The following is a 26,536-nucleotide window of genomic DNA, read 5'->3' on the forward strand; positions in this document are numbered from 1 at the left end:
TTTAATAATTCATTTATCTCTTTGAATATGTTCCCCGGTATTATTTGATGAAAACATGGTAACTTTTTCTTAATAATAAAAAGAACAGGTAAAAACAATGGTTAAATTATACGAAAAAATAGACGCTTTTTTTATAGTTTGAAGACTATACAGGGCAGATTTTTTATATGCAGTGTGAAAAGTGATCACTTTAAATATTTTCACTTTTTTGACATATACATCTAATTCGATTATTATCGAATTAGATGTATATCGAATCAGGGAAAGAAGGTAGTAAGCTATGCAATTAGATAAGTTGGTGAATTATCATAAAGCCATTGGTGATCCTACCAGGATTAGAATTATTTCACTATTAAAAAAGGGGCCTCTTCACGGGCAAGCCATTGCTTATAAGCTGGGGTTACAGCCTTCAACTATTACTCATCACATTTCAAAGCTAAGAGATGTAGGAATTATTTATCAAAGAAGACAAGGGAACATTATTTATTTTTATCTAGACCTTGAAAGACTCGAATATAACTCGAAGGCTATTTTGAATATTGGAGAGGATTCGATGGAAAATCAAGAAAACCATTTACAGGATAGAGACAAATTATCGATTGTTAAAAACTTTATAAATAGTGATGGAACTTTAAAGATCATTCCAAGTCAAAGAAAGAAAAAGAACGTGATATTAGCTTATTTAATACGTGATTTACAGCATGGAAAAATGTATCAAGAAAAAGAACTGAATGAACATATAAAAAAATATCATGAAGATTATGCAACGATTCGCAGAGAGTTAATTATGCAGCATTTTATGTATAGGCAAAATGGAGAATACGAGTTAAATCCGAAAGAGATGTGGCCCGTTATCTTTTAAAATGGACGTAAAAACGTTCATTTTTTAAGCTTTCTAATTCGATATATATCTAATTAGTCTATGTTATTTCAAATAGAATTAAAGTAAATTGGTAAGCATGTGATATTAATTTCATTCTCCTATGTGCTGGCACAGCAGCCATATTAGTTTGCTTACTGCTTACTCTAAAAGCATCTGCTTTGAAAAAAATCATAAAACCTCTGTATGCAATAAGGATTATCCTCTACCAACTAAATTAGTCAATAATCCTTATCGTACTTTATTTATCTTTTAAAAAACTATAAAAGTGTTTTAACCATAATAAAGTCTATTTGTTCTTCGTCTCCCATGTAAAACGAGTGAGATCCGGTTTGAACAAATCCCTGTTTCTTATAAAAAGCAATCGCATTTTTATTTTTTTCCCATACACCTAACCAAATTTTCTTTTTATTAAGTGTCGTTGCTATCTCTACTGCTTTATTAAATAAATGTTTACCAAGCCCTTGTTTTTGAAAGCTGTTACCTATATAAATTCTTTCAATTTCAAGCGCTTCTTCCCCCATCTCTTCAGATTGAGCATCACCCATATTAACCTTTAAATAACCTGCAATTTCATGATTAACATACATAAAAAAGAATTGCGAGGACGTATTTGATAGTTCTTTTTGTAGCTGTTCTACTGTAAATGCTTTTTCTAAATAAGCTTTCATGTTTTCAGGTGAATTTTGATCTTTAAATGTTTCATTAAATGTTTTGTAACTAATATCTTGAAGGTGATTTACATCTTCAAGAGTACACTTTTTTATATCCATCATCACTGACATACGCCTCTCCTTTATATCCTCAATAATTTCTCTTGTTTCCTTTTTTGACAAACTCCCAGTCTGCTTCTATATTTTTTCTTACTCTTTGAACCAGCTTAAGAATGGTATCTGTTTCTTCCTGGGTAAAACCTTCTAATGCCATTTTATCGGAATAATCATTTTCTCTTTTTATAACTGGATATACGCTCTTCCCTTTTTCAGTTGGAAAAAGGTTTTTATTTTTTTTATTGTGGGGATCGTCTTTCTTCTCAATAAAACCATTCATTTCAAGCTTTTTTATAGCCCGAGCCGCTGTTGTTCGATCTACTTTTATCAACTCAGCTAACTTTTCTTGAATGATTCCCGGATTTTCACATATTCGCACTAAATACAAATACTGCCCCTTAGTCAGGTCATACTCTTTAAATTCTATATTACTAATCGAATCCAATGCTCTTGCTATCATTCCAATTTCACGCAGAATTTCACTCATAAATATCTCCTTTGCACATATTTTTGTTGCAAATACAATAAAAATAATATACGTTTAATGTACCTTAAAATAGTTGCATTTGCAACAAAAAATAATAAGTAAAGGAGCTGATTACAGTGAAATATGTTGTTTATGTAGGAGGAATTTTACTATTAACTCTGGGAATTTCTTTAACGATCCAATCCAACCTAGGAGCTTCACCTTTTGATGCACTTTTAGTTGGACTGTCCCTAAACGTAGGCCTTAGCGTTGGAAGCTGGGAAATTATACTTGCATGTGTATTAATTTGTGGTAATGCCCTTTTAAGCAAACAAAAGCCGGAAGTACTGGGACTGTTAACAGCATTCATAACGGGTCTTGGTATTGATGTATGGCTTTTTTTATTAGAGAGTTGGGCTCCCTTTGAAATGTGGTACAGCAAATTATGTTGTTTTGGAATTGGTTTAATCATTATAGGTGTAGGAACCTCAACCTACTTACATACAAATTTTGCACCCATTCCAATTGACCGCTTAACATTAATCATACAAAAACTAGCTAAAACAAATTTATTTCTCGCAAGAACATTGATTTACTTCACATTTTTACTATCTGCGATGCTTTTAAACGGACCAATTGGTGTCGGAACGCTATTAACCGTGTTTTTAGGCGGCGTGCTGCTTAATTTTTTTATGCCCATTACAAAAAAAGCAGTAGACTGCATATTACCAAAATCTCATACCTCACAAAGTCATATTCAAGACAACAAGCGTTCCATATAGATACATTTTTATTACTCAACTATCGTAATAGATTTGCACCATAGTACTAGATATAATAAGAGCAATGAGGAGGAAACATTTAATGAAGGAAAGGGGTTATTATTAATCAATGATTGTATTGTATGAAGATAAGTATAAAGAAGCAGTTATTCAACTAATATTGCATGTACAAAATGTAGAAGCTGGTGTAGGTATTAGTGTTGAAGAACAGCCGGATATTTTAGACATTAAGTCAAACTATCTCCATACCGGCGGTAACTTTTGGATAGCTTTGAATGATAAGCAAGAAGTAGTAGGATGTATTGGGTTGCAAAAGAAAACCAGTGAAATAGGCATATTAAAGAAATTTTTTGTCTACAAGCACTATAGAGGAAAAGAGTTTGGAATAGGAAAAAATCTTTATGCTTCTTTACTTCTTTTTGTGCAGAAGCACGGGTTTTCTAAAATTATTTTAGATACTCCATCTCAAGCTACTCGATCACATAATTTCTATAAAAAAGCTGGGTTTAAACAAGTGACCAAAAAGGATCTGACAGTTCAATATGATTATCCAGATCGAAATTCTCTTCTTTTTGAGCTAGATTTATCTAGCAAACAATTACATAATTAAACCAGAGAAAGCAGGTCTCCAGTTAGAGATCGGCTTTCTCTGGTTGATTACCTATTTATTTACCTCAGCTTTAATAATAAAACGATGTTGTTCTACGTCGAAAAAACCTTCAGACTCTATAATTTGATGTATGTTATACAATCCGCCGATATGTGTTTCGATATCAAAATTAGAAACTTGCCAAGGAATTGCCTTTAAATAAAAGACGAGCGCTCCGATATCATAAAATCTCTGTACAGGAAACTCTTCGTTGCAAGAAATGATGTTAAAAGAACTTTGGTTAAGCTCTTCTATTGCTTTCTTTAAGTTCCAATTACAAAACTCTTTATTTATTGGAACCCCTATACATTCATTGATTCGTGAACAGTCTAACCCCCCCACTTGTTGCGTAAAAAACGTGCCTTCCTTTGACAAAATCCTGCTTACTTCTGAAGCACAAAAAGATTCGTGCTGGTTCAAAATCAAATCAAATGTATCATCTTTAAACGGTAAATTTGCGTCTTCAGTTCGTTCAACAACTGTGACACCAAGCGGTTCTAAACGTTTTTTAGCGATTGGAACGTTAGGTTTGTATCCTTCTGTAGCGTACATAACGTGAGGAAAAGGCTGTAACAAAGATAAAAATTCTCCTCCTCCTGTTCCCATATCTAAAGCGGCATTAGAGTTTTGAATAAGACGAAAAGCTTCACTTCCGTACGACCACGAAAGCATGTCGCTATCCATACGACCAGTACGAGTAATAATAGAAAAATCCCATCCAGTAAAATCAACATTTGTATCGTCTACAGCGTTTAAAAAATGTTTGTCCGTTATCATATTAAACTCCTCCTTTTTATAGCTAGCATTAATCATCTATCTTAAACTAGTAAAAGGCGGACCACGGACATATAGACAGCGTTGTTATGTTTCATGTGCTAACGTATTCACACTAACCGCTCCTTTATTAAAATTACGTATGCTTCATTTGTTTGTCCATTCATATGTAATATCGGGTAGTTTCTCTTCGTTTTCACATCCTCTTTTTATAATACTGAAGCCGTGTTTCTCGTAAAACCTCTGGGCATTTTTATTTCGTTCAAATGTACGTAATATTAATTTTCTATTTGATTCTGTCTTGGCTCTTTCGAGTAAAAGCTGTCCGATTCCTCCTCCTTGATAATCTACATGAACGTACAGTTGGCTAATTTCGTCAGCATGATAAGCAATCATTCCTACTATTTGTTCATCCATTAACGCTAATTCAATTTTATAGTGTGCTGACAATATATGATTTAAAAAATAGACATGACGGTCAAAACTGTGCATTTCCTTTTGTTCAATCGCTTTTTCTTTACTATCTCTCCACATTTTTACCGTTTGTTCAGCAAATTGAGGATGATAGTGAACAATATCAACATTAAAATGGGCCATACATTTTCCCCTTATCTGTCATTATGCTATTCGTATTCTTAATAACGATGTCTAGATATTCCCTTCATGTGGTTGAAGCCTGTCAAAATCTTGTTTTAATAAAGAATACATATATAAATCATCAAATTTTCCACACGTAAATTCATAGCTTCTTAATAAGCCTTCTTTTATAAAGCCATGCTTTTTTATTAATTTTTGTGAAGCAGTATTAGCACGCTCTATTAATGCTTCAATTCTTCGCAAATTAAAATGTGTAAAACCATATTTTATAACAGCGCCCAATGCCTCATTAGCAATCCCATTCCCCCAGTAATCTTTGCTTAGCTCATATCCAATTTCTGCACGGTAATGGTTATGAACTCTATTAAGAAACCCGCAGCTGCCAATAATGTCGTCTTGTTCTTTAAGAGTAATACCCCATCTTATTCCAGATTTTTCGTTTAAGATCGATTTATACCACGCAATCTCATTTGAAGCATCTTCAACCGTTGTAAAAGGCTCTAGACCGTAGTGTTTCATTACTGCTTTATCGGATAGGTATTTTAAAATACTGCCTGCGTCTTCTGCTGTAATCTCCCTTAGGGTAAGCCTTTTTGTTTTAATTATGGGAAAATAATTTGACACCTGTACCTTCCCTCCTCTTATCCATTCACTAAACGGAGCTTTTCTCACAGCTTTATCTAATTTAAATAAGCGTTAGTAAGAAATTTCTTTTATTATTACTGAATTCCTTTTTAATTCTAAATATTTGTCGAGAAATGAGCAAAAAAAGCACCATAACTTCATTTTTAAATCAGCACTGTCATTTCTTTTATATTTGTTAGTTCTAAAAATTAAAGGAATGAAAGCTAGTAATGAAGAATTCTTTTCTAACTAGTCTAAATGAGAAAATAAGGAGAAAAAGATGAAGCTGTATGGCGATTTTGAAAAAGAAGATTGGCTAAACGTATTAAAGCTACCAGAAAAAGAGCTACCTAATGCATTTATTATTCATGGTGAGTGGGAATTTCAAGATAATATAAATTTATGGAAAGAGATCTTATCCACTGATGTTCATATGCCTAAATGGAACACGGTAATAGGTAAGTTAAATAACAGAAACATAGGATTTGCGAATGTGTACGGCAGTCCGATGGCGTCAAACGTCGTACATCAATTTGCCGGCAGCGGAACCGACTTATTTATTCAAACGGGATATTTTGGAGGCTTATCTTCTACTATACAATATGGAGATATCTTAATCGTATCTGCAGCAAAAATGCAAGATGGCGTATCACACTGGTATTTACCAGAAAAAACGCTTGTAGAAGCTGACCAAGAGTTAGTGGAAGCCGCCTGTAGATATTGTGAACAAAAAGGCTACAGCTATATAAAAGGACACGTGGTCAGTATGGGTGCCATGCTGATCGAGACACTTGACATGGTAAAGGAATGGTCGCTTGCAGGTTTTCTCGGTGTGGATATGGAGACAGCTACCACTTTGGCCATTGCTCATAAATTCAACAAGCGGGCTGTCGGCTTATTAAATTTATCAGACCACCTTCTTCACGGCGATACTCTTTATTCGTATACAAAGGACAGAGAGTTAATAGAAAGTGCAACTGATAAAGCAATTCGCGATGTAGCTCTTTATTTAAGCAGTACATACTAGAATAGAACAAACAAAACAAGATAACTGTGCAGTTATCTTGTTTTGTTTGTTTCGCAGTTTTTAACACCTGTATAGTTTGTGTATGAACAGGATTCTCTGTTATCAGCATTTAAATTTTTATTTGTTTATTGTTTAAACCAGCTTCCAACGTATCGTACAGCGCAAGTTTATAATTAATTCGTTCTAGATGCAGGTAGGTTTGCGACATGTCTGCTTCCACTTTCTTTTTATGCTGAAGCATCATGTTTCTACGTTCGCTGATGGTACTTTCTCCTTTTTTATATGACTCTACATACTGTTTAATCTCGACAAGCGGCATCCCTGTTGCACGTAAGGCTAAAATAAACTTGACCCACTCGATATTCTGGTCATTGTATAGACGGTGATCATGTTCATTTCGTTCCACAAATGGTAAAATGCCTTCCTTTTCGTAGTATCGCAGAGTGGGCGCAGACAGCCCCGTTTTTTCTTGCATGTCTCTCATTGTATAAGACATTAAGAAGCATTCAGCACCTTTTGCTCCTTTTTTCCTTTTTCTTTAATTAGTAAGACACCTAACAACCCCATCATTGAAAACAAAATGGGAATCATAAAAGCATAATGATAACCAACATGCAGCGAACGCTCGGGGAATAAATCCAGGACATTTCCGAAAATACTAGGTAATAATACTGCGCTTAAAAAGCCTCCCATATTGGCAAAACCTGATACAACTCCTACTTCTTTTACTGAGAAGGATTGACGTACTACGGCAAATGTCAAAGCGCTTGCGCCGTTTCCAAAGCCGATGATAAAAAGCAAAATAACGACTAGCATGAATGAAGGTTTCACGCCGGAAAGTAATAACCCAGTCCAGCTAAGCACCACAATAAGATGAATAAGTGAATAAATTTTTTTAATGGAATTTAACCTGCTTGATATCCAGCTGATTAAAGGTCCGCCAATCATAGCGCCAAACAGACCATACATAATAAGCTGACTTGCATCAGCGCGAGATAAATGGAACACATTCATTCCATAAGGAACTCCCCAAGAACCAATAAAACCGATATATGTACCAACTACACCAAAATGACAAAGAAATGTTGCCCAGGCTTGGCGAGTCGTCATCACTCTCCTTAGGATCGCCCATACACTTTCCGGAGTCTTAACAGAGGATTTATTTGCTTTAGCATCATCTTGAAATAATCGTTTAGGTTTTACCACTAAAACGACATAAAGCAGGTAGGATACCGCGATTAAAACTAGACCTATGCTAAGAAAGGGAACCCTCCAGCCTGAAAATGAAATCCACATAGACAAAGGCACGGTAGCTGATAATGAACCTACACTTCCTACCAGCCCAATTAAACCTAATAGCTTTACAAACTCATTTCCCTTAAACCACTGACTTAAAATTAACACTAAATTGACAAAAATCATGGAGTCTCCCGTACCGACTAGTAAACGAGAGAAAATTAACACATATTCGTTAGGAGACGTGCTGTAGATAAGACTTCCTACTCCCGTTAAAAGCGACCCTATAATCAAAAATCGATTGGGACCGTATCGGTCAGAAAGTAAACCAATAGGAATCTGAAGACCTGCATATGCTAAAAATTGTATACTAGTCATTAATCCTATAACAGACGCTGAAACGTGAAAATCTTTCATTAACTGTTCTGTAATAAGTCCAGGGGCTGTTCGTTGACTGACAATCAAATAATACGCTAATAAAGCGGTTCCAAAAACAACCCATCTGTAGCTACTTTCCTGTTTGTTCATTTTGACAGATCCTCTCATGTATAGTTTTTCTGCGTAGAAATGCTGGTGGAAAATGTTTAAGAGATGAAGATATTGATAGAATGAAGGTCTGTTTGATAAATAAGTCGCTATTGCGGACAGCTCTTCTTTTTATCCTTGTTTTTCCTTTCTATTATAATTTTAAGTTTTTAAAGGTGATTTTTCAATGAGGGATGTAATCTTGTAATATACCTTTTGCAATTTCTTTTCACTATTAGATATCCAAGTTAGAGTCGTTCTCGCCATTTTTCGGGTGTAAAAAACCTTAATAATGACCCATAAATAACCTATATTACACATAGAGCTTTTAAAAAAAGCCTTCTTTCACTATTTTGCCGGTGTTCAATAAGTTGGTATAAAACTTGCGTGTTCATTTATGAACACTTATTAAAGGAGGAGAACTTTATGAAAAAAGCTGAACGTAAGAAAAGTATTAAAAAGCAGGTCATTACTTGTGCTGTTCTCGCGGCATCTCTTTTACTTCCAATCTCCACTTCCGCTGCTTCTGCACCTTATACGCTTTATCAAGTCGGAAGTACTGCAGACAAAGCTACTAGTACAAGCTTCGGACAAGTCTATATGGGCGGAAGCATCGATGTAGATGAAGCATTCAAATGGATGATTCAAAAGGCAAACGGCGGAGATTTCTTGGTTATAAGAGCGACGGGTACTGACGCCTATAATTCATATATCTATGACCTCGCCAAAAGCATAGGTAAGCCCCTTAACTCTGTTAGAACAATTGTTGTTGATGATTTAATAAGAGCAGGTTCAGACTCTTCTTTAATTGACAAAATTAACAAAGCAGAAGGCATCTTTTTTGCTGGAGGCAATCAAGCTGATTACGTAGATTTCTTAGAAGGATCCCCAGCTCTTACAGCCTTAAATAATCGTATTAATCAAGGCATTCCTTTTGGAGGAACGAGTGCCGGCACCATGATTCAAGGTGATCACGTTTATGACTCTATCTCAGCAGGCTCTACAACTTTAGATTCGAAAACAGCGCTAAACAATCCCTATAGTTCTCTTATTTCTTTTACAGATTATTTGATTCAAACCCCGCATAATAATAACATTCAAACAGACACTCATTTTGAACAACGAGATAGAATGGGACGCTTTTTAACATTTCTTGCACGTAATATCCAAGACGGAGAAGAAACTGGAACAAGCGCCAAAGGAATTGCTGTTAATGAACAGTCAGCGCTTCTGGTAGAAAAAGATGGTTCAGCTAAAGTAGTAACACAGCCAGGCTCTACAAATGCAGCTGTTTATCTAGCTAAAACGAATAAGGCGCCTGCTACTTGTATAAGCGGTCAGCCGCTGACGTTTAATAATATTTCTATCTATAAACTATTTAATGGCAGCACTTTTAATCTTTCCACTTGGACGGGTTCTGGAGGGTTAGCTTATACTTTAAACGTAAACGGCGGTGTTATTACTTCCTCTACAGGAAAAGTATACGGAGGAAATCAGCCGTAAACGCCCAGTCTATGACGACACTATTTTATAGAAAAGGGAAACTTGATTAGTGAAGTTTCCCTTTCTTCCGTATATTAAGGATTGATTAAGTGCTGTTTTGTTTTTAAATGATATAGATAATGCAGTCCTTTTTCTGTTATTTTCGTTCCTGCTCTGCCTCTGCGTTTTATAATATACTCTTTTTCTTCTAGTACATCCAAACGATTTCTCACCTGCTGTTCTGTAAGAGTAAAGCCTTTTAAATGCTGTGTAATCCACTTTCTGCTTGCTGCTTTTCCTGTATCATTACACTGCTTTATCGTTTCTAACAGAGCGTGATTTTCTTGAAGTTCGATCAAGTCAACCGATTTATTTTCAATTTCATGTAAAGTATGCTCCTCCTTTTGACTACTAAGCCTATACTCTACGTCTTTTGCTTTCACTTCGTTTTCATCGCAGACAGTAAGCAAATACTCGATGACTCCTTTTAATTCTCTTATGTTTCCTAGCCATTCATATTCGATAAGCAGCTTCATCGCTTCTGGATGGATATGCGTCCACGTTTTTGATTTAGAAATAAAATGATGAATCAGTAAAGGAATATCGGTTCTTCTATATCTTAAAGGAGGAATCGTTAAAGATAATACGTGTAAACGATAGTACAAATCTTCTCGAAACAACCCTTCTTTCATTTTATGTAGTAAATTGTTGTGAGTAGCTGCTATTATTCTTACATTGATCGGAATAACTCTTGTCCCTCCTACCCGTCTAATTTCTTTTTCTTGAAGCACTCTTAAAAGCTGAGTTTGTAAACGCGGACTGATATCACCAATTTCATCCAGGAAGATCGTACCTTTATCAGCGCTCTCAAACAGCCCTTTTTTGCCGCCTTTTTGGGCTCCTGTAAAACTGGCTTCTTCATACCCAAACAGCTCACTTTCTAGCAATGTATCGGTCATGGCACTGCAATTCACGGCAAGAAACGGTCCGTTTTTACGTGTAGAATGATTATGGATAGCCTGAGCAAACAGCTCTTTTCCTGTACCGGTTTCTCCTTGAATTAAAATAGGGTACTCAGTAACCGCCATTTTCCGGGAAATTTCAATCGTTTTAAGCAAAGCTGGGTGTTCTCCGATAATATCTTGATAATTATACTTAGCAGAAAAGCCGTTTTTTCTAAGTTCTGACTGCGCTTTTCCTTCTATTTCAACAGCTTGATTCACACTTTTAAACGTTGCTACCGTAGTATTGCTTTCCTGAATCATAGACTTATAGATAACCATTTCGTATCCGTTTACGTTAAAGTACTGACTTTTCTCGTCGGACGATGTAATAAACTCCACAAGGCCTTCGTTAGAAATGACATGTTGAATTTCACGATCTACAACATCAGAAGAAGATAGCTGAAACAATGATTCTAACCTTTTATTAAATAACGTAATTCTTTTATTGAAATCCACGGCCAGGATCCCATCTTCTACTACATTTACAACACTCTTTACATGGAGGTGAAGTTCTTTCATTTGCCCTTCTGCTTCTATTAGCTTTTTTTGCAGCTCAATAATATTTCGTAAATAGCGATCCCAAATAATTGAATGATTAGACTGATTAAAACCAAATGATTTTATAAGTTCAAAAATGGTCGCCATATCAAAAAGCCTAACGCCTATATCAATTACATGTTTTACATATGGCGGACATAAGTGAATCTCACCTGGAGAAACAGCTACTTCCACACCTTCGTAATAGGTCTTTTGCTTTTTAAAAGGAATAAACTGAACATGATTAATACCTACTTGATAGAGAGATTCTATTAATTTAAGGGTTTCTTTATCGTCATCGTTTACAATTAATACTTTTGTATGGGCGGGGATTTGCAGCAATTCATTTATATGTTTATGGTGAATCGTTCTATTTCCTACAATTTCATGTGCATGCTGAACGTCTAATCTGTCCTTCAGTTCGTGCTTTATACTCTCTGATGAGTAGAGTACAACATCGCCATCAATTTCACCCGGTAATTCTTCGTCAATCGCAAAGCATTCAATAAAAATGTAATCGTCTAGCAGCTCTTTTAATTGATTGTGCAAAATGATTCTAGTTTGCTTGCTTCCTGTTATTAAAACTAATTTCTTTTTCATCGTATGAACACCTTTCTACAGGCCTTTAAATTTGCTTGCCTTCAGAGATTAGTCTTGGAATACTGTACCTATCATTTTATACGTTGCCCTCCATTTCATCTAGCGGACGTTTGTCCCTATTGCAAATAAAAATAAGTAGAAAAAAGTGCCTCCGCTTTAATAGGTGGAGGCACAATATGCTAAAGTGCTAGATGCATTGAATTACTGTCTGTTCTCTTTTTATTTAATAGCTACTTTTATTGGTTTGATATCTAACGCAACTTTCACAATGGAATAATCGTCTTTTTGACCGTCTGTATAAGCCCAATAACCATTGCTTTCAGCACTTTTTCGGAAGGTAAGCTCAAAACCTTTGTTTTGGTTAAATGCATAGCTCTTTATTTCTTTACTCTGAGCGTTATCAACAAGATCGTAAGCTAAGAACTTGCTTAGTACACCGTGCGGAGAGAAAAGACCTGTATTTGGTCCAACTTTTTCACTGTAGTATTCATTTTTTCTAGTAGATGTTTTAGCTGGGTTTATGACGATTTCTTTTGTTGTGAGATTTACTTTGTCGCCTGGAGTGATACAAGAGATAAGAATATTTTTGTAATCACTCGGAAATTTGTCATTTGCCTGTACCTTCGCTAAGTCAACTAGCGTAATACCGCCTCTTCCCACAACTTCTATTTGTTTTGCTTTATTATTTACCACCATAGCAGTATCTTCATCAATTCCGTATGAAAGCTGATTTTTATTTCCTTTTTCATATGCTGTTGCAATAAGACGTCCGAGTCTTGCTTTGTTGTCAAAATGCTGATCAACAAGACCGTATTGGAAAAAGCCAAGACCTTTTTCCAAATAAGCAGGCCCGCCTTCTTGCTGAGTCATATCATTATATGTGTTTGTAAATCCGTAAGAAAGAGCTCCGTAGCTATCTCCGCCTGCGAGCATAGTATTACTCATAATTGCAGCGCCGGCGCTCGTACCGCCAAGTACTGCCCCGTCTTTATACGTATGCCATATAGCTTGTAAAACTTTTGAGTCCGAACCATTTTCATTACGCAAGGAGCCCGTAATCAAGGTTTGATCTCCTCCTACAAACCAAATGCCCGTTAGCCCTTTAACTTTTTGCGCTAGTTTATCACTGTTCATATTTGTTTTCCAAGTCGACTCATTTTCAGAAGTCCCTTTAAAGTCATGGTTCGAAATAGGTAAAATCTCTATATTTTCCGCTTTCACTCCGTATTTAATTAAATCACTTTTAAACTGATTAGAAGAGTCGAACTTAGTACTCGCTGCAGGCACAATTCCTATTTTGGCTTGTTTTCCTCCTGCAAGATTAATAAACTTGTTATACACGCTTGAATTGCTGCTGCCAAGCGCTCCTCCTGCAATTAAGAGATTACCTTTAATCGAATCGTATGCAGGACTTTCAGATGAAGAAAAAGTAGGTTTTTTATACGTTAAACTAGTTTTTCTATCCGATTGGAATTTGAAGGTTTTAGGCGTAATATCCATTCTGACATTTACAATGGAATAGTCGTCTTTTTGTCCGTCAGTATATCTCCAGTAGCCGTTTGTATCATTGTCCTTTTGAAAAGCAATTTCATATCCCGACCCTTTACTGTCATAAACATAGCTTTTCGCAGATTTCATCGATTCATTGTCAACAAGAGAATAGGATAAATAAGCCTTTAATCTTCCATATGGCGTAAAAACACCCGTAGCAGACAGTGCGTTAAACGAGTAATATTCAAATCCCTTCGTTTCTACTTTCTCTTTTGGAAATTCAAATGACTTTAAATGATAGTTAATTTTATCTCCAGAAGATAAGTAACTAACCTTCATATTCTCTAATCCCGAACGAGCTTTCTGCTTAGATACAAGCTTAGCTTTACTCATATCCAAGACGGCTACTCCGCTTCGTCCAACAACTTCAATCTTTTGATCTTTATTGTTAACGACCATAGCCGTATCTTCGTCCACACCGTATGCAAAGTTTTTTTCTTTGTCACGTTCAGAAATATATGCAGCTACTGCAAGTCGCCCAAGTCGTGCTCGTTCATCCATGTGCTGATCAATTATGCCGTGTTGGAAAAACCCCAGCCCTTTTTGAATTGATAGAGGCTCGTACTCTTTTTGACTGCGTTTGTTTTTGCTTACATGTTTATTTTCCTTGTTTTCTAAACTGTCTTTTAACGCTCCTAGACTGTCTCCTCCTGTAATCATGACGTCACTCATAATTGCAGCTCCTGCACTTGTGCCTCCGATTACTGCTCCTTTACGATATATATCCCAAATAGCTTTTAACGCTTCAGAATCACTTCCATTATTTTGACGAAGAGAATCCACAATTTTGGTTTGATCTCCTCCAACAAACCAAACTGCCGTTAGTCCTTTAATCGTACGGGATAACTTCTTATCATTTACTTGATTCTTCCAGGTTGATTCGTCCTTTTGTGTATCAGAAAAATCGTGATTTGAAACGGGAAGAATTTTAATAGAATCTGAGTTTGCTCCGTATTTTACGAGGTCTTCCTTAAACTTTTTAGAAGACTGCAGCGTTGTGCTAGCAGCTGGAATAATCCCTACTTTTGCTTTTTCTTTTCCTCCAGCAAGCGAGAGAAACTTTTCATAGATTTCGTGATTAGATGTCCCTATACCTCCGCCTGCAATAACAAGGCTGCCTTTAATGTCTTCAGTATTTTCTTGTGCTTTTGCAAGCAGCGGTGTACTCAAAGAAGAAAGTAATGTAAAGCTGATAAGACATGAAACAAGTTTCTTTTTCATTTGAAAGATCCTTTCCACGCAAATTTTAATATCTTTCTCTGACTAGCTCGTATCCTTCCTCGATACTTTCGTTAAATGATGTTTAAAACCTGTTATTCAAACGTTCCTTTCACAATAGGGACACCGTCTTTTACCATTACTTTACCTTGAGCAAAAACTGTTTTAATTGTTAGTGTCTCTTTGTCTAAAAGGACTAAATCTGCATCTTTTCCAGGTTCAATATGCCCTTTACTGGCCAGTTTTAATACTTTGGCAGGATTAGAAGTAATGACTTGAAGAGCTGTTTCTAACGGCACTGATTCTTCTAATACTGCATCTCGTACTTCTTGAAATAAAGAAGACACTTTTCCAACTTGAAGCCCTTTATAGTCTCCGTTATCATCAAAAAACGGCAGGCTCGCTTGTCCATCGGATGAGAACGTAATGCTCGAGATTGGAACTTCTTCTTCAAGCATGATACGTAACCCTTTGCTGCACTTAACTTCGCCTTCTTCTAAAAAATATGGAATGGTGCTAGTTGTAAAATCTACATAGCCACCTCGTTTTGCAAATTGAATTCCTTCTTTAAACAGTTCTTCATTTCGATTAATATGTGTAGGATGAAACTGACGAATTGGCAGATCTGTTTCATCTGCGATTTGATTTAATAAAGATAATTTCCGTTTTCCATCCCCTACATGAACTTCTAATATTCCGGCTTTCCCTGATAAAATCCCTCCATTGCGGGCAGCAGAAGCCGCCTTTACCAGTTCTTCAAATGTCGGTTCAGAGGAACGGTGGTCAGAAATGGCAATTTCACCTACTCCGATAATTTTATCAATTAAAATAAGATCTTCTTCGATGCTGGTAGTTAACGTTTTTACTGGTATCTGATAAGAACCTGTGTGAATAAAGCAGCTAATTCCTTCTTCTTCTAATCCTCTTGCTTTAGCAAGAAGACTTTCCATTCTTCTTGTTGTACCGTCTGTTCCAAGTACACCTACAATAGTTGTAACACCGGCAGTCGTTGCATCGGTTAACATTAGTTCAGGCGTGCGTGTTTTATATCCGCCTTCTCCTCCTCCGCCAATAATATGAACATGTGAGTCAATAAAGCCTGGAGCTATAACATCATTAGCAGCGTCTACAACATGAATAGGAATGGACGTATTTACATGATCAATACAATCCTCTATAAGGATGATTTTGCTGTCTGCAAGCAATACGTCTTTTTTTCCTAAATACTCTGGTGCATATACTTCTGCGTTTTTGATTAAGGTTAACAACTTCTATTCCTCCTACTAGTAAGCTCAACTTACGAATAACATTTTTCTATATAATTTTAATGCTTAAAATGGTCCGTAATTGATAAAATAAGCAATCACAACGGCAATTAAACCAATCACATATTGAATAAGGACTAACGGCAACACCCATTTGGCCCACTTTGTCCATGAAATTCCCGCAATCGCTAAACCAGCCATTAATGTTCCAGCTGTCGGGAAGATAATATTTCCAATGCCATCTGCAAAAGAAAAAGATAATACTGCTGTTTGCCTTGTAATATCAAGTAAATCTGCAAGAGGCGTCATGATTGGCATCGTCAGCATCGCATGACCTGTTCCAGATGCTAAAATAAGATGAATCAGCGCTTGGAAGTTATAGATTCCGATGACGCTTAAATATCCCGGAATATGCTGAATAGCTCCAGATACTTGATGAAGCATAGGGTCTACAATATGTCCTTCATTTAAAACAACAAGAACAGCACGAGAAACTCCGATAACAAGCGCTCCTCCAACTAGTGCTGCTGCCCCGTTTGTAAATGACTTAACTGTATTTTCAACAGAGAGCCTTCCAATAATCCCAATCACAACAGTCAAAATGACAAATAAAGAGGCAATTTCAGTAATGTACCACTTATACTTAATAACGCCAAAAGCAAGAATTACGTAGTTAACAAGAAATGCTGCCATAATCCATTTATGCTTTCTAGTTAACTTGGCATCCGAGTTTAAAAGTTTATTTGCGCTGGTTATGCTGTATTTTCCGTACGTCCCAATAGAAGGACTTTTTTTCACTTTCATCGCATATCGGTAGACAAACCAAACTGAAACAGCGTAAACAACTACAAACAAGATGAGTCGAAAGCCCATTCCAGAAAACATAGGAAGCTCTGCTACTCCTTGCGCAACACCAACTGTAAATGGATTCATAACTGCCGTAGTAAAACCAGCCGATGCGCCAATTAACACAATAGCAGTCCCTGTTAATGCATCGAATCCAAGAGCAAGTGCCAAGGGAATTAAAAGAGGAATATAGGCTAGCGTTTCTTCCGCCATCCCCATTAAAGAACCGCCTACTGCAAAAAATAACATCATAACAGGAATTAATAATTTTTCTCGGGTAGCAAGTTTTTTAGCCATCGTTGTAATTAATACATCTACTGTCCCCGTAGCGCTTAGTACACCAAAGAAACCGCCGATAATTAATACAAAAAAGATAATGTCGGCTCCTTCTACCATTCCTGTATGTATTGCTTTGACCATTTCAAAGAATCCAACAGGTGTAGAATCAATCCATTTAAACGATTGAGGATCTACCGTTGTTCTCCCGTCTACTTCTACACGCGCATATTCTCCAGCTGGCAAGATATACGTTAAAATGGTAGCAATCACAAGAAAGCCTAACAATAAAGCAAAAACGTTTATTTTCCTCTCTTTTTTCCGTACCTGATTTAATGAACTCATTTCCTTTTGCGGTTCACTCATTCTTCTTCTCCCCTTCATTGTGAAATAATAGCTTTAGACAAACATCTCTTTCTTTAAAAGCAGCTTCCTTATCTGCGACTACATATTGCTCCTTTCTTTTGTATTCCTCATATACAGTACAAGCAATTTTCGTGCCAACGTAGAACCGTTTAATTTTCTGAATTATGATATAATTAAATCGTGTTTTAGGTGTTAATTGGGTGTTTTTAAAAAATTAACAGCGCCAATTAAGATGTTGGTTGATAGAAAATCTGGAGCACGAAGCATTAGCTAGTTCTTTTTTTAAAAAGCTGCAAAAAGAAAGATAAAAGAATTTAATCTATAAACATAAAAAAATACTATTTTATTATTGTCTTTTTTTTAAGTAGATTAATACTATAAACCTTCAATCTATTTATAAAAGCATTGCGCATAATGAAAGGGTGTTCAAAACAATGACTGTTTATCGTATCGGGGTATTGGGGGGTGATGGCATCGGGCCGGAGATTGTCGATGCCGCAGTTAAGGTAGTTAAAAATGCTTCTTGCAAAGCAGGAGTAAAAATGGAATGGATTTATCTGCCTATGGGATGGGAAGGAATTAAACAATATAACGATCCTCTTCCAGAAGTAACGATAGATGCTTTAAAACATACGCATGGATGGATACTTGGCCCGCATGATTCTGCGGCTTACCCTCTTGAACACAAAGAAAAGCGTAATCCTAGCGGAGAGCTTCGTCACAGTTTAAATCTTTACGCAAATATTCGCCCTGCTAAAACAATGCCAGGTATTAAAAGCGTCGTGAAAGAAGCTGATTTAGTGATCGTCCGAGAAAATACAGAAGGATTTTATGCCGATCGTAATATGTATTCTGGACATGGGGAATGGCAGATTACAAAAGACGTTGTGGTGACATCGGGCGTATTTACGCGAAAAGCCGTAGAAAGAATTGCGCGTGAAGCTTTTGCATTGGCTATGCAGCGTCGTAAAAAAGTAACAATCGTACATAAAGCAAATGTTTTAAGATTAAGTACCGGACTATTTCTAAACGTTTGTCGAGAAATAGCTGAGCAATATCCTGAAGTAAAAGTGGACGACTACCATATCGATGCCATGGCTGCTCATCTCGTACGTCGTGCAGCCGATTTTGATGTCATTGTGACAGAAAACATGTACGGTGATATTCTTTCAGATTTAGCCGGCGAGCTTGTAGGAAGCTTAGGATTAGTCCCTTCTCTTAATGCAAATGAACATATCGCTATGGCACAAGCAGCTCATGGTTCTGCGCCAGATATCGCAGGTTTGAACATAGCAAACCCAACCGGTATTATTTCTTCAGCAGCCATGCTACTGAAATGGTTGGCTGAAAAACATGGGGATCACAAACTTACAGAAGTAGCTGCTACAGTAGAACACGCACTTTATCAAACGCTCCAAGCTGAAGTGAAAACGAAAGATTTAGGCGGACATGCCTCTACGTCGGAGTTTACAGAAGCTATTTTAGAAAAAATAAAATCCATGTAAAATTAACAGCAATTTATCCATTCTATAGAGGTGATCATAATGAAAAAAAGAAAGATTATTATGGACTGTGATCCAGGTCATGATGATGCTATTGCTATTATTTTGGCTGCCGCACGACCGGAATTAGATATTTTAGCGATTACAACTGTTTCAGGAAACGCAGAAATTGAAAAAACGACGATGAATGCTTTGAAAGTGTGTGATTTAGTATCGTTACATAACGTGATTGTTTCAAAAGGAGCAAGCGAACCAATGATGCGCAGACGTGAAAACGCGCCTAGTATACACGGAGATTCAGGATTAGACGGCCCTGAGTTCCCGGCTCTCTCTCGCAGCTGGAGCGAAGAACACGGAGTAGATACTATTATACGAATGGTCAAAGAGTCAGAAGATCCCGTTACGCTTTTGCCTACCGGTCCTTTAACGAACATTGCTTTAGCTTTAATAAAAGCTCCAGAAATTAAAGAAAACATTGAAGAGATTATCCTTATGGGCGGTGGAACCTTCGGGAACTGGACGCCAACGGCTGAGTTTAACATTTGGGCAGATCCAGAAGCGGCTAAAAAAGTGTTTGATAGCGGTATTCCACTAGTAGTAATAGGGTTAGATATTACGCATCAAGCCGTTGCAACAGATAACGTTATTAACCAAGTGATGAACATTGATAATAACGTAGCAAAAAAGGTGGGTGAATTATTAGCGTTTTTTAAATCTGCCTATAAAGAAACGTTTGGCTTTGATGGTCCGCCTGTTCACGATGTATTAACCGTTGCTTATTGCATAGCTCCAGAACTATTTACGCTCAAAGAAGTTAATATTGTAGTAGAAACACGCGGAGAATACACGGCTGGAACGACTTCAGTTGATTTGCTTGGAGTTACAGGAAGGAAAGCAAATGCGAAGTTTGGTTTAACCCTTGATGTAGATGGTTTTTGGGATTTAATGATTGAGGCTCTTAACACATATTCGGCTTCGTAATGTTCATCTAGAAGATAGGTTTTATAAGATCAGCACCAGAACGTCGAGTTCGCAACTTGCTGGTGCTGACTTACTTTTATTCATACTATCTAGCTGTTTTTTTCGCTTTTTGATTGAGCATTACAGTAATGATTGAAGCAACAATAACACCTGTAATTAAACAGTTTGATATATCTTTATAAATTACTCCCATTACTGTCCCGCCTATAACGCCTACACTAATAAGTGAAATTCGCTCTCTTTGATTCATGATTTATCCCTCCATCTTTTTTAATAAAACATTTAATTTATGAAGAGCGAAGTGCAGGTCTAATTGCTCTTCTTCATTTAACTTCGCAAGATTTGCATGAAAGTTACTATAAATCCCTCTCCATTTTTCCTCTTGAATACTTTTTCCTTTAGACGTTAATGAGACTAAAACCGCACGCTTATCTCGCGGATCAGGCATTTTGGTTAAATATCCTTCATTTTCTAATTCACTGATAACATTCGTTAACTGTTGTTTGGCAATATTTAACCCTTGGCTAATTCCCTTAATATTCAAATCTTTTTTCTGCATATACATAAATTCAACTACGTGATTTTGTAAATGTGTTAATTTCACTTCATTTTTATTTAAGTTCTTGAAATTTTCAAATAAAACCGGTATTAAAGCGATATATTCCTTAGCCAGCTTTTCCTTCATGAGATATCCACCTTCTTTAGTAAATATATTATTACTAAATTTGAATAAAAACAATAAAAATAGTTTATTTTAGTAAAAATATATTTACTAAAATCCATACATACTTCTAAAGTTATTTTATCCCAATCTCAACAATCGTTTCTTAATCTTATAAAAAGAGCCATAAAAAAAGTAAGGAAGCACACTTCCTTACTTTCTGTTTGCAACGCCCGTTAAAAAATTCAAAAACACGTGTACGCCTGCTTTCACGGTAATTTCTCCTACATCACGCAGCGGATCTAGACATACAATGTCCATTGCTTGAACAAGCGGATGACTCCCGGCGGTGTATACTGCTTCAAACAACTCATCTGTCCTCATTCCGCCTGTCGTTCCTGCTGGAACTCCCGGTGCGTAAGCGATATCTAACACGTCCATATCAACTGTTAAATAGATCATGTCTACCTCTTTGCTCAGCTGTTTTAATGCTTCTTTCACCGTATGAGTTATTCCTGCTTTTCTTGCTTGCAGTAATGTTACATAATGGACGCCTTTGCTATCTGCATATTCCTTTAACGATTTTGAATTATAAAACCCGTGAAGTCCGATATTCCATACATGAGCTGCATCAATCGTGTTGCTTTCGATTAAATTACGTATAGGGGTTCCGTTAGAAGGACCGTTATCTTCTAAGCTGCGTAAGTCAAAGTGCGTATCAAACTGTAAAATCCCTATTTTCTGTTCGGGATATGACTCTTTCCACCCTTTTACTAACATAGCTGTAATAGAATGATCTCCTCCAAGCATAATAGGAAGCGCATGCGGATGGCATTTCCGCATAGACATCATCGCTTCTTTTATATACTGATGAGACTTCCCTATATCCGTGACGTGCTGCTTGACGTCTCCTAAATCCAGCACTGACAAGGAAGTCAAATCCGTATCATACTCAATATGATACGGGTTAAAGGATTTCCAGAGCTTCCTCATGGCCATTGGCGTTTCACTGGCTCCAGAAGCGCTAATGGAAGATCTTGAAAGAGGCACGCCTAAAACCGTAATATCTATCGATGTAAAGTCGACGTTGCTCCCATCTTCAACTGTCTGAATCCAATCACTTACTTTTGGGTCAGAAGTACTTTGACGCTGCCAGCAAAAAGGCGGTCGATCAAGCTGTGGGTACGGATAGTTCATGTAAAACACCGCCTTCAACCACAACTTTTCCATCTTTTAATACCGTGTCTACAAGATTTACGGCATAGTTATACTGCAGCGTTTGGTAATTGGGAGCGTCAAATAGCACTAAATCGGCTTTTTTATCTACTTCGATACTTCCGATTTGATCCCCTTTGCAAATGGCATGAGCCGCGTTAATCGTACAGGCGGTTAAAACTTCTGCTGGCGTCATCTTCATCGTTAAACAAGCTAAATTCATAATAAACGGCAGCGATTCCGTAGGAGAAGACCCTGGGTTTCGATCTGTAGACAAAGCAACAGGCACTCCTGCTTCGATCATTTTTCTAGCACGCGCCGGCTCTTCCATTAAAAAGAATGCAGTACCCGGCAATAGGACGGCTATAACTCCGCTTTCAGCCATTTGCTTAATTCCTTGATCCGATGCCTTTAACAAATGATCCGCTGACACAGCTCTCACTTTAGCCGCTAATTCTGCCCCTCCAAAAGACACAATTTCATCGGCGTGGATTTTAGGTTTTAGTCCGTATGCTTTTCCAGCTTGTAAAATACGATCTGACTGTTCAACTGTAAACACGCCTTCTTCACAAAATACATCACAAAACTCCGCTAGCTCTTCTTTTGCAACGATTGGTATCATTTCTTCGATAACGAAACGAACAAACTCATCTTCATTTCCTTTGTACTCAACTGGCACCGCATGAGCTCCCATAAAGGTTGAAACAACATCTACCGGATGCTGTTCATTCAGTTTCTTCGCTACTTTTAATTGTTTGATTTCATCTTTAAGATTTAAACCGTACCCGCTTTTGGCTTCGACAGTTGTAACTCCGTACTGCAGAAATTTATTTAAACGTTTTGTAGATTGCTTGATTAGCTCCTCTTCTGTTGCTTGTCGTGTACTAACGGTTGTTTGTAAAATTCCTCCTCCCGCTTTTAAAATATCAATATACTTTGCCCCGTTTAAGCGCATTTCTAATTCTTTTTCACGACTGCCGCCAAACACAAGGTGAGTGTGTGGATCAATTAACCCAGGCGTTACGATTTTTCCTTCGGCATCAATTATATTAATAGGTTCATGAATATGCTCAAGGTATTCCTGCGCTTTGACGTCAGGCCCAACAAATACAATTCTTCCATTTTTCACGAGTACGCTGCCATTTTCAATGATTCCTAGATCTGACATTTCCTCCGATCGCCTAGGCTGACTTCCTCCTTTAACCGTAATGACTTGTGCAGCGCATTTGATATACGTAATAGTCATACGTATCCCTCCTTTTTTATTCATTTAACCCCGGAATTTGTATTCCTTTTTCTTTTGCAGTTTGAATGGCCTTATCATAGCCGGCGTCTACATGACGAACTACACCCATGCCTGGATCTGTTGTTAAAACACGTTCTAGACGTTTGGCGGCTTCTTCCGTCCCGTCTGCTACTACAACCATTCCAGCGTGAAGAGAATACCCCATGCCTACTCCTCCTCCGTGGTGAACAGATACCCAGCTTGCGCCTGCTGCCGTATTAACTAATGCATTTAAAATCGGCCAGTCTGCTACTGCATCACTGCCGTCTTTCATTGCTTCAGTTTCACGATTTGGCGACGCCACAGAACCGGCATCTAGATGATCTCTGCCAATAACGATAGGTGCTGACAGTTCTCCGTTTGCTACCATATCATTAATAATTTTTCCAAAGCGCGCCCTTTCTCCGTATCCTAGCCAGCAAATGCGAGCCGGCAATCCTTGAAACTCAATTTTTTCTCTCGCCATTTTAATCCAGTTGCAAAGATGCGTATTATCCGAAAACTCACGTAAAATGACTTCATCTGTTTTATAAATATCCTCTGGGTTTCCTGACAAAGCAACCCATCGAAATGGTCCTTTTCCTTCACAGAACTGCGGACGGATATACGCTGGGACAAATCCTGGGAAATCAAATGCATTCTTGATGCCTTCATCAAGCGCCACTTGGCGAATATTATTGCCATAGTCAAAAGCAACCGCGCCTTTTCTTTGCATCTCTAACATGGCTTGAACGTGGATAGCCATACTTGCTTTTGATTGTTTTATATATTCATTTGGATTTGTATTCCGCAATCTTTCTCCTTCTGCTAAGCTGACTCCAATCGGCAAATATCCGTTAAGTGGATCATGTGCCGATGTTTGATCCGTCACAATATCTGGGATAAATCCTCGCTCTATCATTTCAGGAAGAATCTCGGCTGCATTTCCAACTAATCCAATGGAAAGCGCTTTGCCCAATCTTTTTGCATCTTCAGCTAACGTGATTGCATCAGCTACACTTTCGACTACCGTATCGCAATATTTTGTTTCGATACGTTTTTCAATACGCGTGCGATCAACATCAATTCCAATTACAACGCCGCCTGCCATCGTAACGGCTAGCGGCTGTGCACCTCCCATTCCTCCTAATCCGGCTGTTACCGTAATCGTTCCTTTCAAAGTTCCGTTAAAATGCTGGTTGGCACACTCAGCAAATGTTTCATACGTTCCTTGAACAATGCCTTGGCTTCCGATATAAATCCAGCTTCCTGCAGTCATTTGTCCGTACATCATTAACCCTTTTTTATCAAGCTCATGGAACGTCTCCCAATTTGCAAAAGCAGGAACAAGATTCGAATTCGCTAATAAAACACGCGGTGCATCACTGTGGGTTTTAAAAACCGCAACAGGCTTACCGGACTGTATGAGAAGCGTTTCATCTTCTTCTAACTCTTTTAACGCTGCGACAATACGATCGAACGCCTCCCAGTTACGGGCTGCTTTTCCGATTCCTCCGTATACGACTAACTTTTCCGGATGCTCCGCTACTTCAGAATCTAAATTGTTTAGAAGCATGCGAAGAGCAGCTTCTTGTACCCAGCCTTTTGTCGTTAGTTCCGTCCCACGAGGTGCTTTCATCCCACTTTGTTTTGTCTCCATTTTGTTTTCCTCCTCTATAAAAATGAAAAACTGTTAAACGAACATTTTTATTACAGCGCTAGTTCATAATTAGTATCTTGCACAAAGGTTTTGAAATCTGCTGCTAACGCTTCAATATCACGTGAGAAAATTCGATCTTTAGTAATGGTTGGTACGGTTTTTCTAATTCTTGAATAAATTTTTCTTGTTTCCGAAGCAAGTTTATCGACTCCTTGAATATCGGCTGTTTGAGCCGCACAAATTGCTTCAATCGATAGAACTCTTCGTGTATTTTGGATAATTTGATAAGCATGACGTGCAGCAGTCGTTCCCATGCTGACATGATCTTCTTGATTCGCTGAAGATGGGATAGAATCGACACTTGATGGATGCGCCAATACTTTATTTTCGGAAACTAATGAAGCAGCAGCGTATTGAGTAATCATGAGTCCAGACTCTAAACCAGGATCTGCACTTAAAAATGCTGGAAGCCCGCTAAGCTGAGGGTTTACTATTCGTTCAATGCGCCGTTCAGAAATATTCCCAAGCTCCGCCAGTGCAATTCCTAGAAAATCCATAGCAAACGCAATGGGCTGCCCGTGAAAGTTCCCTCCAGAAATTACTTTGCCGCTGTCGGCAAAGATGAGCGGGTTATCGGTTGCTGAATTAATTTCAATTAATATCTTTTCTTTTACATAATTTAAAACTTGATAAATAGCACCATGAACTTGAGGAATGCAGCGCAGTGAATAAGCATCTTGCACTCTTATTTGACCTTGAGAAGTAGTTAATTGACTGCCTTCTAAATACGAAAGAATTCGGGCAGCTACCTGCTGTTGTTCCGGATAAGGTCTTACCGCATGAGACTCGGGCATAAATGCATCTAAAATGCCTTGCAGACCTTCTAACGTCAGTGCTGCAATCCCGTCAGCAAGATCAGCTAGTTTTTGAGCTTCAAGGTACGAAACTACTCCTACAGCTGTCATTGCCTGAGTGCCGTTGATTAAAGCTAGCCCTTCTTTTGCTTGTAATTGGATAGGCTCAAGCCCCGCTAGCTTTAAAGCTTCTTCTCCCTGCATTCGCTGACCATTATATACAGCTTCCCCTTCTCCAACTAACAGCAGCGCTAGATGTGATAATGGAGCTAAGTCACCGCTAGCTCCAAGTGAACCTTGACTTGGGATAACCGGCACTACATTTTGGTTTAAGCAATCGATAAGCAGCTGCAAGGTTTCCAGTCGTATGCCTGAATACCCTTTAGCTAATGCATTTGCTCGTAACAGCAGCATCACTCTGCTTACCTCTAAAGAGAATGGTTCTCCTAGTCCACAGGCATGACTGCGAATCAAGTTAATCTGCAGATCAGCTAAGTCCGTTTTTGAAATAACCGTATCGCTAAACTTTCCGAATCCAGTATTTACTCCGTAAATTACGTTGTTGTTCGTAATACTTTCTTCAACTAACGTTCTGCTTTTTTGTATATGTTCAACTGCTTGATCGCTAATTTTTACGGAGTATCCTTGGTAAATAACTTTGTAGATTTGGTCGAACGTCAGTGAATTTCCGTCGATTTGAATAAACATCATACCCGCTCCCTTGGACTACCTTTTTTTTGAACACAAAAAGGGGCTATATCAAAGAGGAAACAAGCTCCTTTTGATATAGCCCCCTATAAACTAACCTACTTACACTATGGGCTTTTATTAATAATCGGCATTTCAACTTATACATACAAACAATCGCTAAATGACTAAATCACTATACACTTTAAGCTGTACAACTTAAAGCAACTAGAGTAC

Annotated in this window: 24 protein-coding genes; 7 read left to right on the forward strand and 17 right to left on the reverse strand. The window is 37.6% G+C overall.

Annotated elements, in window-relative coordinates; translation table 11 throughout:
* Window positions 1-280 precede the first annotated feature (280 nt).
* Window positions 281-862, forward strand: coding sequence for a DUF2087 domain-containing protein (locus tag ACFX4G_RS22320; RefSeq protein ID WP_377577068.1), 582 nt, complete (start codon window positions 281-283; stop codon window positions 860-862).
* A 278-nt stretch (window positions 863-1,140) separates the two neighbouring features.
* On the opposite strand, the gene paiA is transcribed toward ACFX4G_RS22320, so the two are convergent.
* Both paiA and ACFX4G_RS22330 read right to left on the reverse strand, forming a co-directional pair.
* Window positions 1,141-1,665 (reverse strand): spermidine/spermine N(1)-acetyltransferase, encoded by a 525-nt coding sequence (gene paiA, locus ACFX4G_RS22325; protein WP_377577071.1) that lies wholly within the window; start codon window positions 1,663-1,665, stop codon window positions 1,141-1,143.
* Window positions 1,666-1,684: 19 nt separating this feature from the next.
* Window positions 1,685-2,137 (reverse strand): MarR family winged helix-turn-helix transcriptional regulator, encoded by a 453-nt coding sequence (locus ACFX4G_RS22330; protein WP_043980681.1) that lies wholly within the window; start codon window positions 2,135-2,137, stop codon window positions 1,685-1,687.
* 116 nt (window positions 2,138-2,253) lie between these two features.
* Here ACFX4G_RS22330 and ACFX4G_RS22335 point away from each other — a divergent pair, with 116 nt between their 5' ends.
* Window positions 2,254-2,898, forward strand: coding sequence for a YczE/YyaS/YitT family protein (locus ACFX4G_RS22335; protein WP_377577074.1), 645 nt, complete (start codon window positions 2,254-2,256; stop codon window positions 2,896-2,898).
* 109 nt (window positions 2,899-3,007) lie between these two features.
* Window positions 3,008-3,508 (forward strand): GNAT family N-acetyltransferase, encoded by a 501-nt coding sequence (locus ACFX4G_RS22340; protein WP_097823833.1) that lies wholly within the window; start codon window positions 3,008-3,010, stop codon window positions 3,506-3,508.
* Window positions 3,509-3,559: 51 nt separating this feature from the next.
* Here the strand turns inward: ACFX4G_RS22340 and ACFX4G_RS22345 are convergent, their stop codons facing one another.
* The 3 genes from ACFX4G_RS22345 to ACFX4G_RS22355 form a co-directional block, all read right to left on the reverse strand.
* The gene (locus ACFX4G_RS22345) at window positions 3,560-4,324 is read right to left on the reverse strand and encodes a class I SAM-dependent methyltransferase (RefSeq protein ID WP_377577077.1); all 765 of its coding nucleotides are present in this window, start codon (window positions 4,322-4,324) and stop codon (window positions 3,560-3,562) included.
* A 144-nt stretch (window positions 4,325-4,468) separates the two neighbouring features.
* Entirely contained in the window at window positions 4,469-4,918 is a 450-nt protein-coding gene (locus ACFX4G_RS22350; RefSeq protein WP_377577080.1) for a GNAT family N-acetyltransferase, read from the reverse strand.
* A 51-nt stretch (window positions 4,919-4,969) separates the two neighbouring features.
* The gene (locus ACFX4G_RS22355; protein WP_377577083.1) at window positions 4,970-5,542 is read right to left on the reverse strand and encodes a GNAT family N-acetyltransferase; all 573 of its coding nucleotides are present in this window, start codon (window positions 5,540-5,542) and stop codon (window positions 4,970-4,972) included.
* A gap of 280 nt (window positions 5,543-5,822) precedes the next feature.
* On the opposite strand from ACFX4G_RS22355, the gene ACFX4G_RS22360 reads away from it, so the two are divergent.
* A complete protein-coding gene (locus ACFX4G_RS22360; RefSeq protein WP_377577086.1) occupies window positions 5,823-6,569 on the forward strand; it encodes a phosphorylase family protein in 747 nt (248 codons plus the stop codon).
* Window positions 6,570-6,678: 109 nt separating this feature from the next.
* Here ACFX4G_RS22360 and ACFX4G_RS22365 read toward each other — a convergent pair whose 3' ends face one another.
* Window positions 6,679-7,065 (reverse strand): MerR family transcriptional regulator, encoded by a 387-nt coding sequence (locus ACFX4G_RS22365; protein ID WP_162213961.1) that lies wholly within the window; start codon window positions 7,063-7,065, stop codon window positions 6,679-6,681.
* Window positions 7,065-8,333, reverse strand: a complete 1,269-nt coding sequence (locus ACFX4G_RS22370) for an MFS transporter (protein ID WP_377577089.1) — start codon at window positions 8,331-8,333, stop codon at window positions 7,065-7,067. Before ACFX4G_RS22370 ends, ACFX4G_RS22365 begins: the two co-directional genes overlap by 1 nt.
* 423 nt (window positions 8,334-8,756) lie before the next feature.
* Between ACFX4G_RS22370 and ACFX4G_RS22375 the strand changes: the two genes are divergently transcribed.
* On the forward strand, window positions 8,757-9,833 hold the full coding sequence (locus ACFX4G_RS22375; protein ID WP_377577092.1) for a cyanophycinase: 1,077 nt from the start codon (window positions 8,757-8,759) through the stop codon (window positions 9,831-9,833).
* A gap of 74 nt (window positions 9,834-9,907) precedes the next feature.
* On the opposite strand, the gene ACFX4G_RS22380 is transcribed toward ACFX4G_RS22375, so the two are convergent.
* From ACFX4G_RS22380 to ACFX4G_RS22395, 4 genes are all read right to left on the reverse strand, one after another.
* A complete protein-coding gene (locus tag ACFX4G_RS22380) occupies window positions 9,908-11,953 on the reverse strand; it encodes a sigma 54-interacting transcriptional regulator (protein ID WP_377577095.1) in 2,046 nt (681 codons plus the stop codon).
* Window positions 11,954-12,172: 219 nt separating this feature from the next.
* Window positions 12,173-14,725 (reverse strand): cyanophycinase, encoded by a 2,553-nt coding sequence (locus tag ACFX4G_RS22385; protein WP_377577098.1) that lies wholly within the window; start codon window positions 14,723-14,725, stop codon window positions 12,173-12,175.
* A 92-nt stretch (window positions 14,726-14,817) separates the two neighbouring features.
* On the reverse strand, window positions 14,818-15,990 hold the full coding sequence (gene iadA, locus ACFX4G_RS22390; RefSeq protein ID WP_377577101.1) for a beta-aspartyl-peptidase: 1,173 nt from the start codon (window positions 15,988-15,990) through the stop codon (window positions 14,818-14,820).
* Between the two features lie 63 nt (window positions 15,991-16,053).
* A complete protein-coding gene (locus tag ACFX4G_RS22395) occupies window positions 16,054-17,475 on the reverse strand; it encodes a YfcC family protein (RefSeq protein ID WP_097823843.1) in 1,422 nt (473 codons plus the stop codon).
* Between the two features lie 434 nt (window positions 17,476-17,909).
* Between ACFX4G_RS22395 and ACFX4G_RS22400 the strand changes: the two genes are divergently transcribed.
* Window positions 17,910-18,980 carry an isocitrate/isopropylmalate dehydrogenase family protein gene (locus tag ACFX4G_RS22400; RefSeq protein ID WP_377577104.1) on the forward strand — a complete coding sequence of 357 codons (1,071 nt, stop codon included), beginning with the start codon at window positions 17,910-17,912 and terminating at the stop codon, window positions 18,978-18,980.
* 39 nt (window positions 18,981-19,019) lie between these two features.
* Entirely contained in the window at window positions 19,020-19,958 is a 939-nt protein-coding gene (locus ACFX4G_RS22405) for a nucleoside hydrolase (protein WP_377577107.1), read from the forward strand.
* A gap of 85 nt (window positions 19,959-20,043) precedes the next feature.
* On the opposite strand, the gene ACFX4G_RS22410 is transcribed toward ACFX4G_RS22405, so the two are convergent.
* From ACFX4G_RS22410 to hutH, 6 genes are all read right to left on the reverse strand, one after another.
* Window positions 20,044-20,208, reverse strand: coding sequence for a hypothetical protein (locus tag ACFX4G_RS22410; protein WP_164797590.1), 165 nt, complete (start codon window positions 20,206-20,208; stop codon window positions 20,044-20,046).
* A 3-nt stretch (window positions 20,209-20,211) separates the two neighbouring features.
* Window positions 20,212-20,643, reverse strand: a complete 432-nt coding sequence (locus ACFX4G_RS22415) for a MarR family winged helix-turn-helix transcriptional regulator (protein ID WP_377577110.1) — start codon at window positions 20,641-20,643, stop codon at window positions 20,212-20,214.
* Between the two features lie 189 nt (window positions 20,644-20,832).
* Window positions 20,833-21,816 carry an agmatinase family protein gene (locus tag ACFX4G_RS22420; RefSeq protein ID WP_043979095.1) on the reverse strand — a complete coding sequence of 328 codons (984 nt, stop codon included), beginning with the start codon at window positions 21,814-21,816 and terminating at the stop codon, window positions 20,833-20,835.
* Window positions 21,791-23,080 (reverse strand): imidazolonepropionase, encoded by a 1,290-nt coding sequence (gene hutI / locus ACFX4G_RS22425; RefSeq protein ID WP_230184313.1) that lies wholly within the window; start codon window positions 23,078-23,080, stop codon window positions 21,791-21,793. The genes ACFX4G_RS22420 and hutI overlap by 26 nt, the downstream gene beginning before the upstream one ends.
* 16 nt (window positions 23,081-23,096) lie before the next feature.
* Entirely contained in the window at window positions 23,097-24,758 is a 1,662-nt protein-coding gene (gene hutU / locus ACFX4G_RS22430) for a urocanate hydratase (RefSeq protein ID WP_377577114.1), read from the reverse strand.
* Between the two features lie 50 nt (window positions 24,759-24,808).
* Window positions 24,809-26,320, reverse strand: coding sequence for a histidine ammonia-lyase (hutH, locus tag ACFX4G_RS22435; RefSeq protein ID WP_377577117.1), 1,512 nt, complete (start codon window positions 26,318-26,320; stop codon window positions 24,809-24,811).
* Between the last annotated feature and the right edge of the window lie 216 nt (window positions 26,321-26,536).

Origin of the sequence: Priestia sp. YIM B13486, from assembly GCF_042787865.1 — a bacterium.
Lineage (GTDB): Bacteria > Bacillota > Bacilli > Bacillales > Bacillaceae_H > Priestia > Priestia megaterium.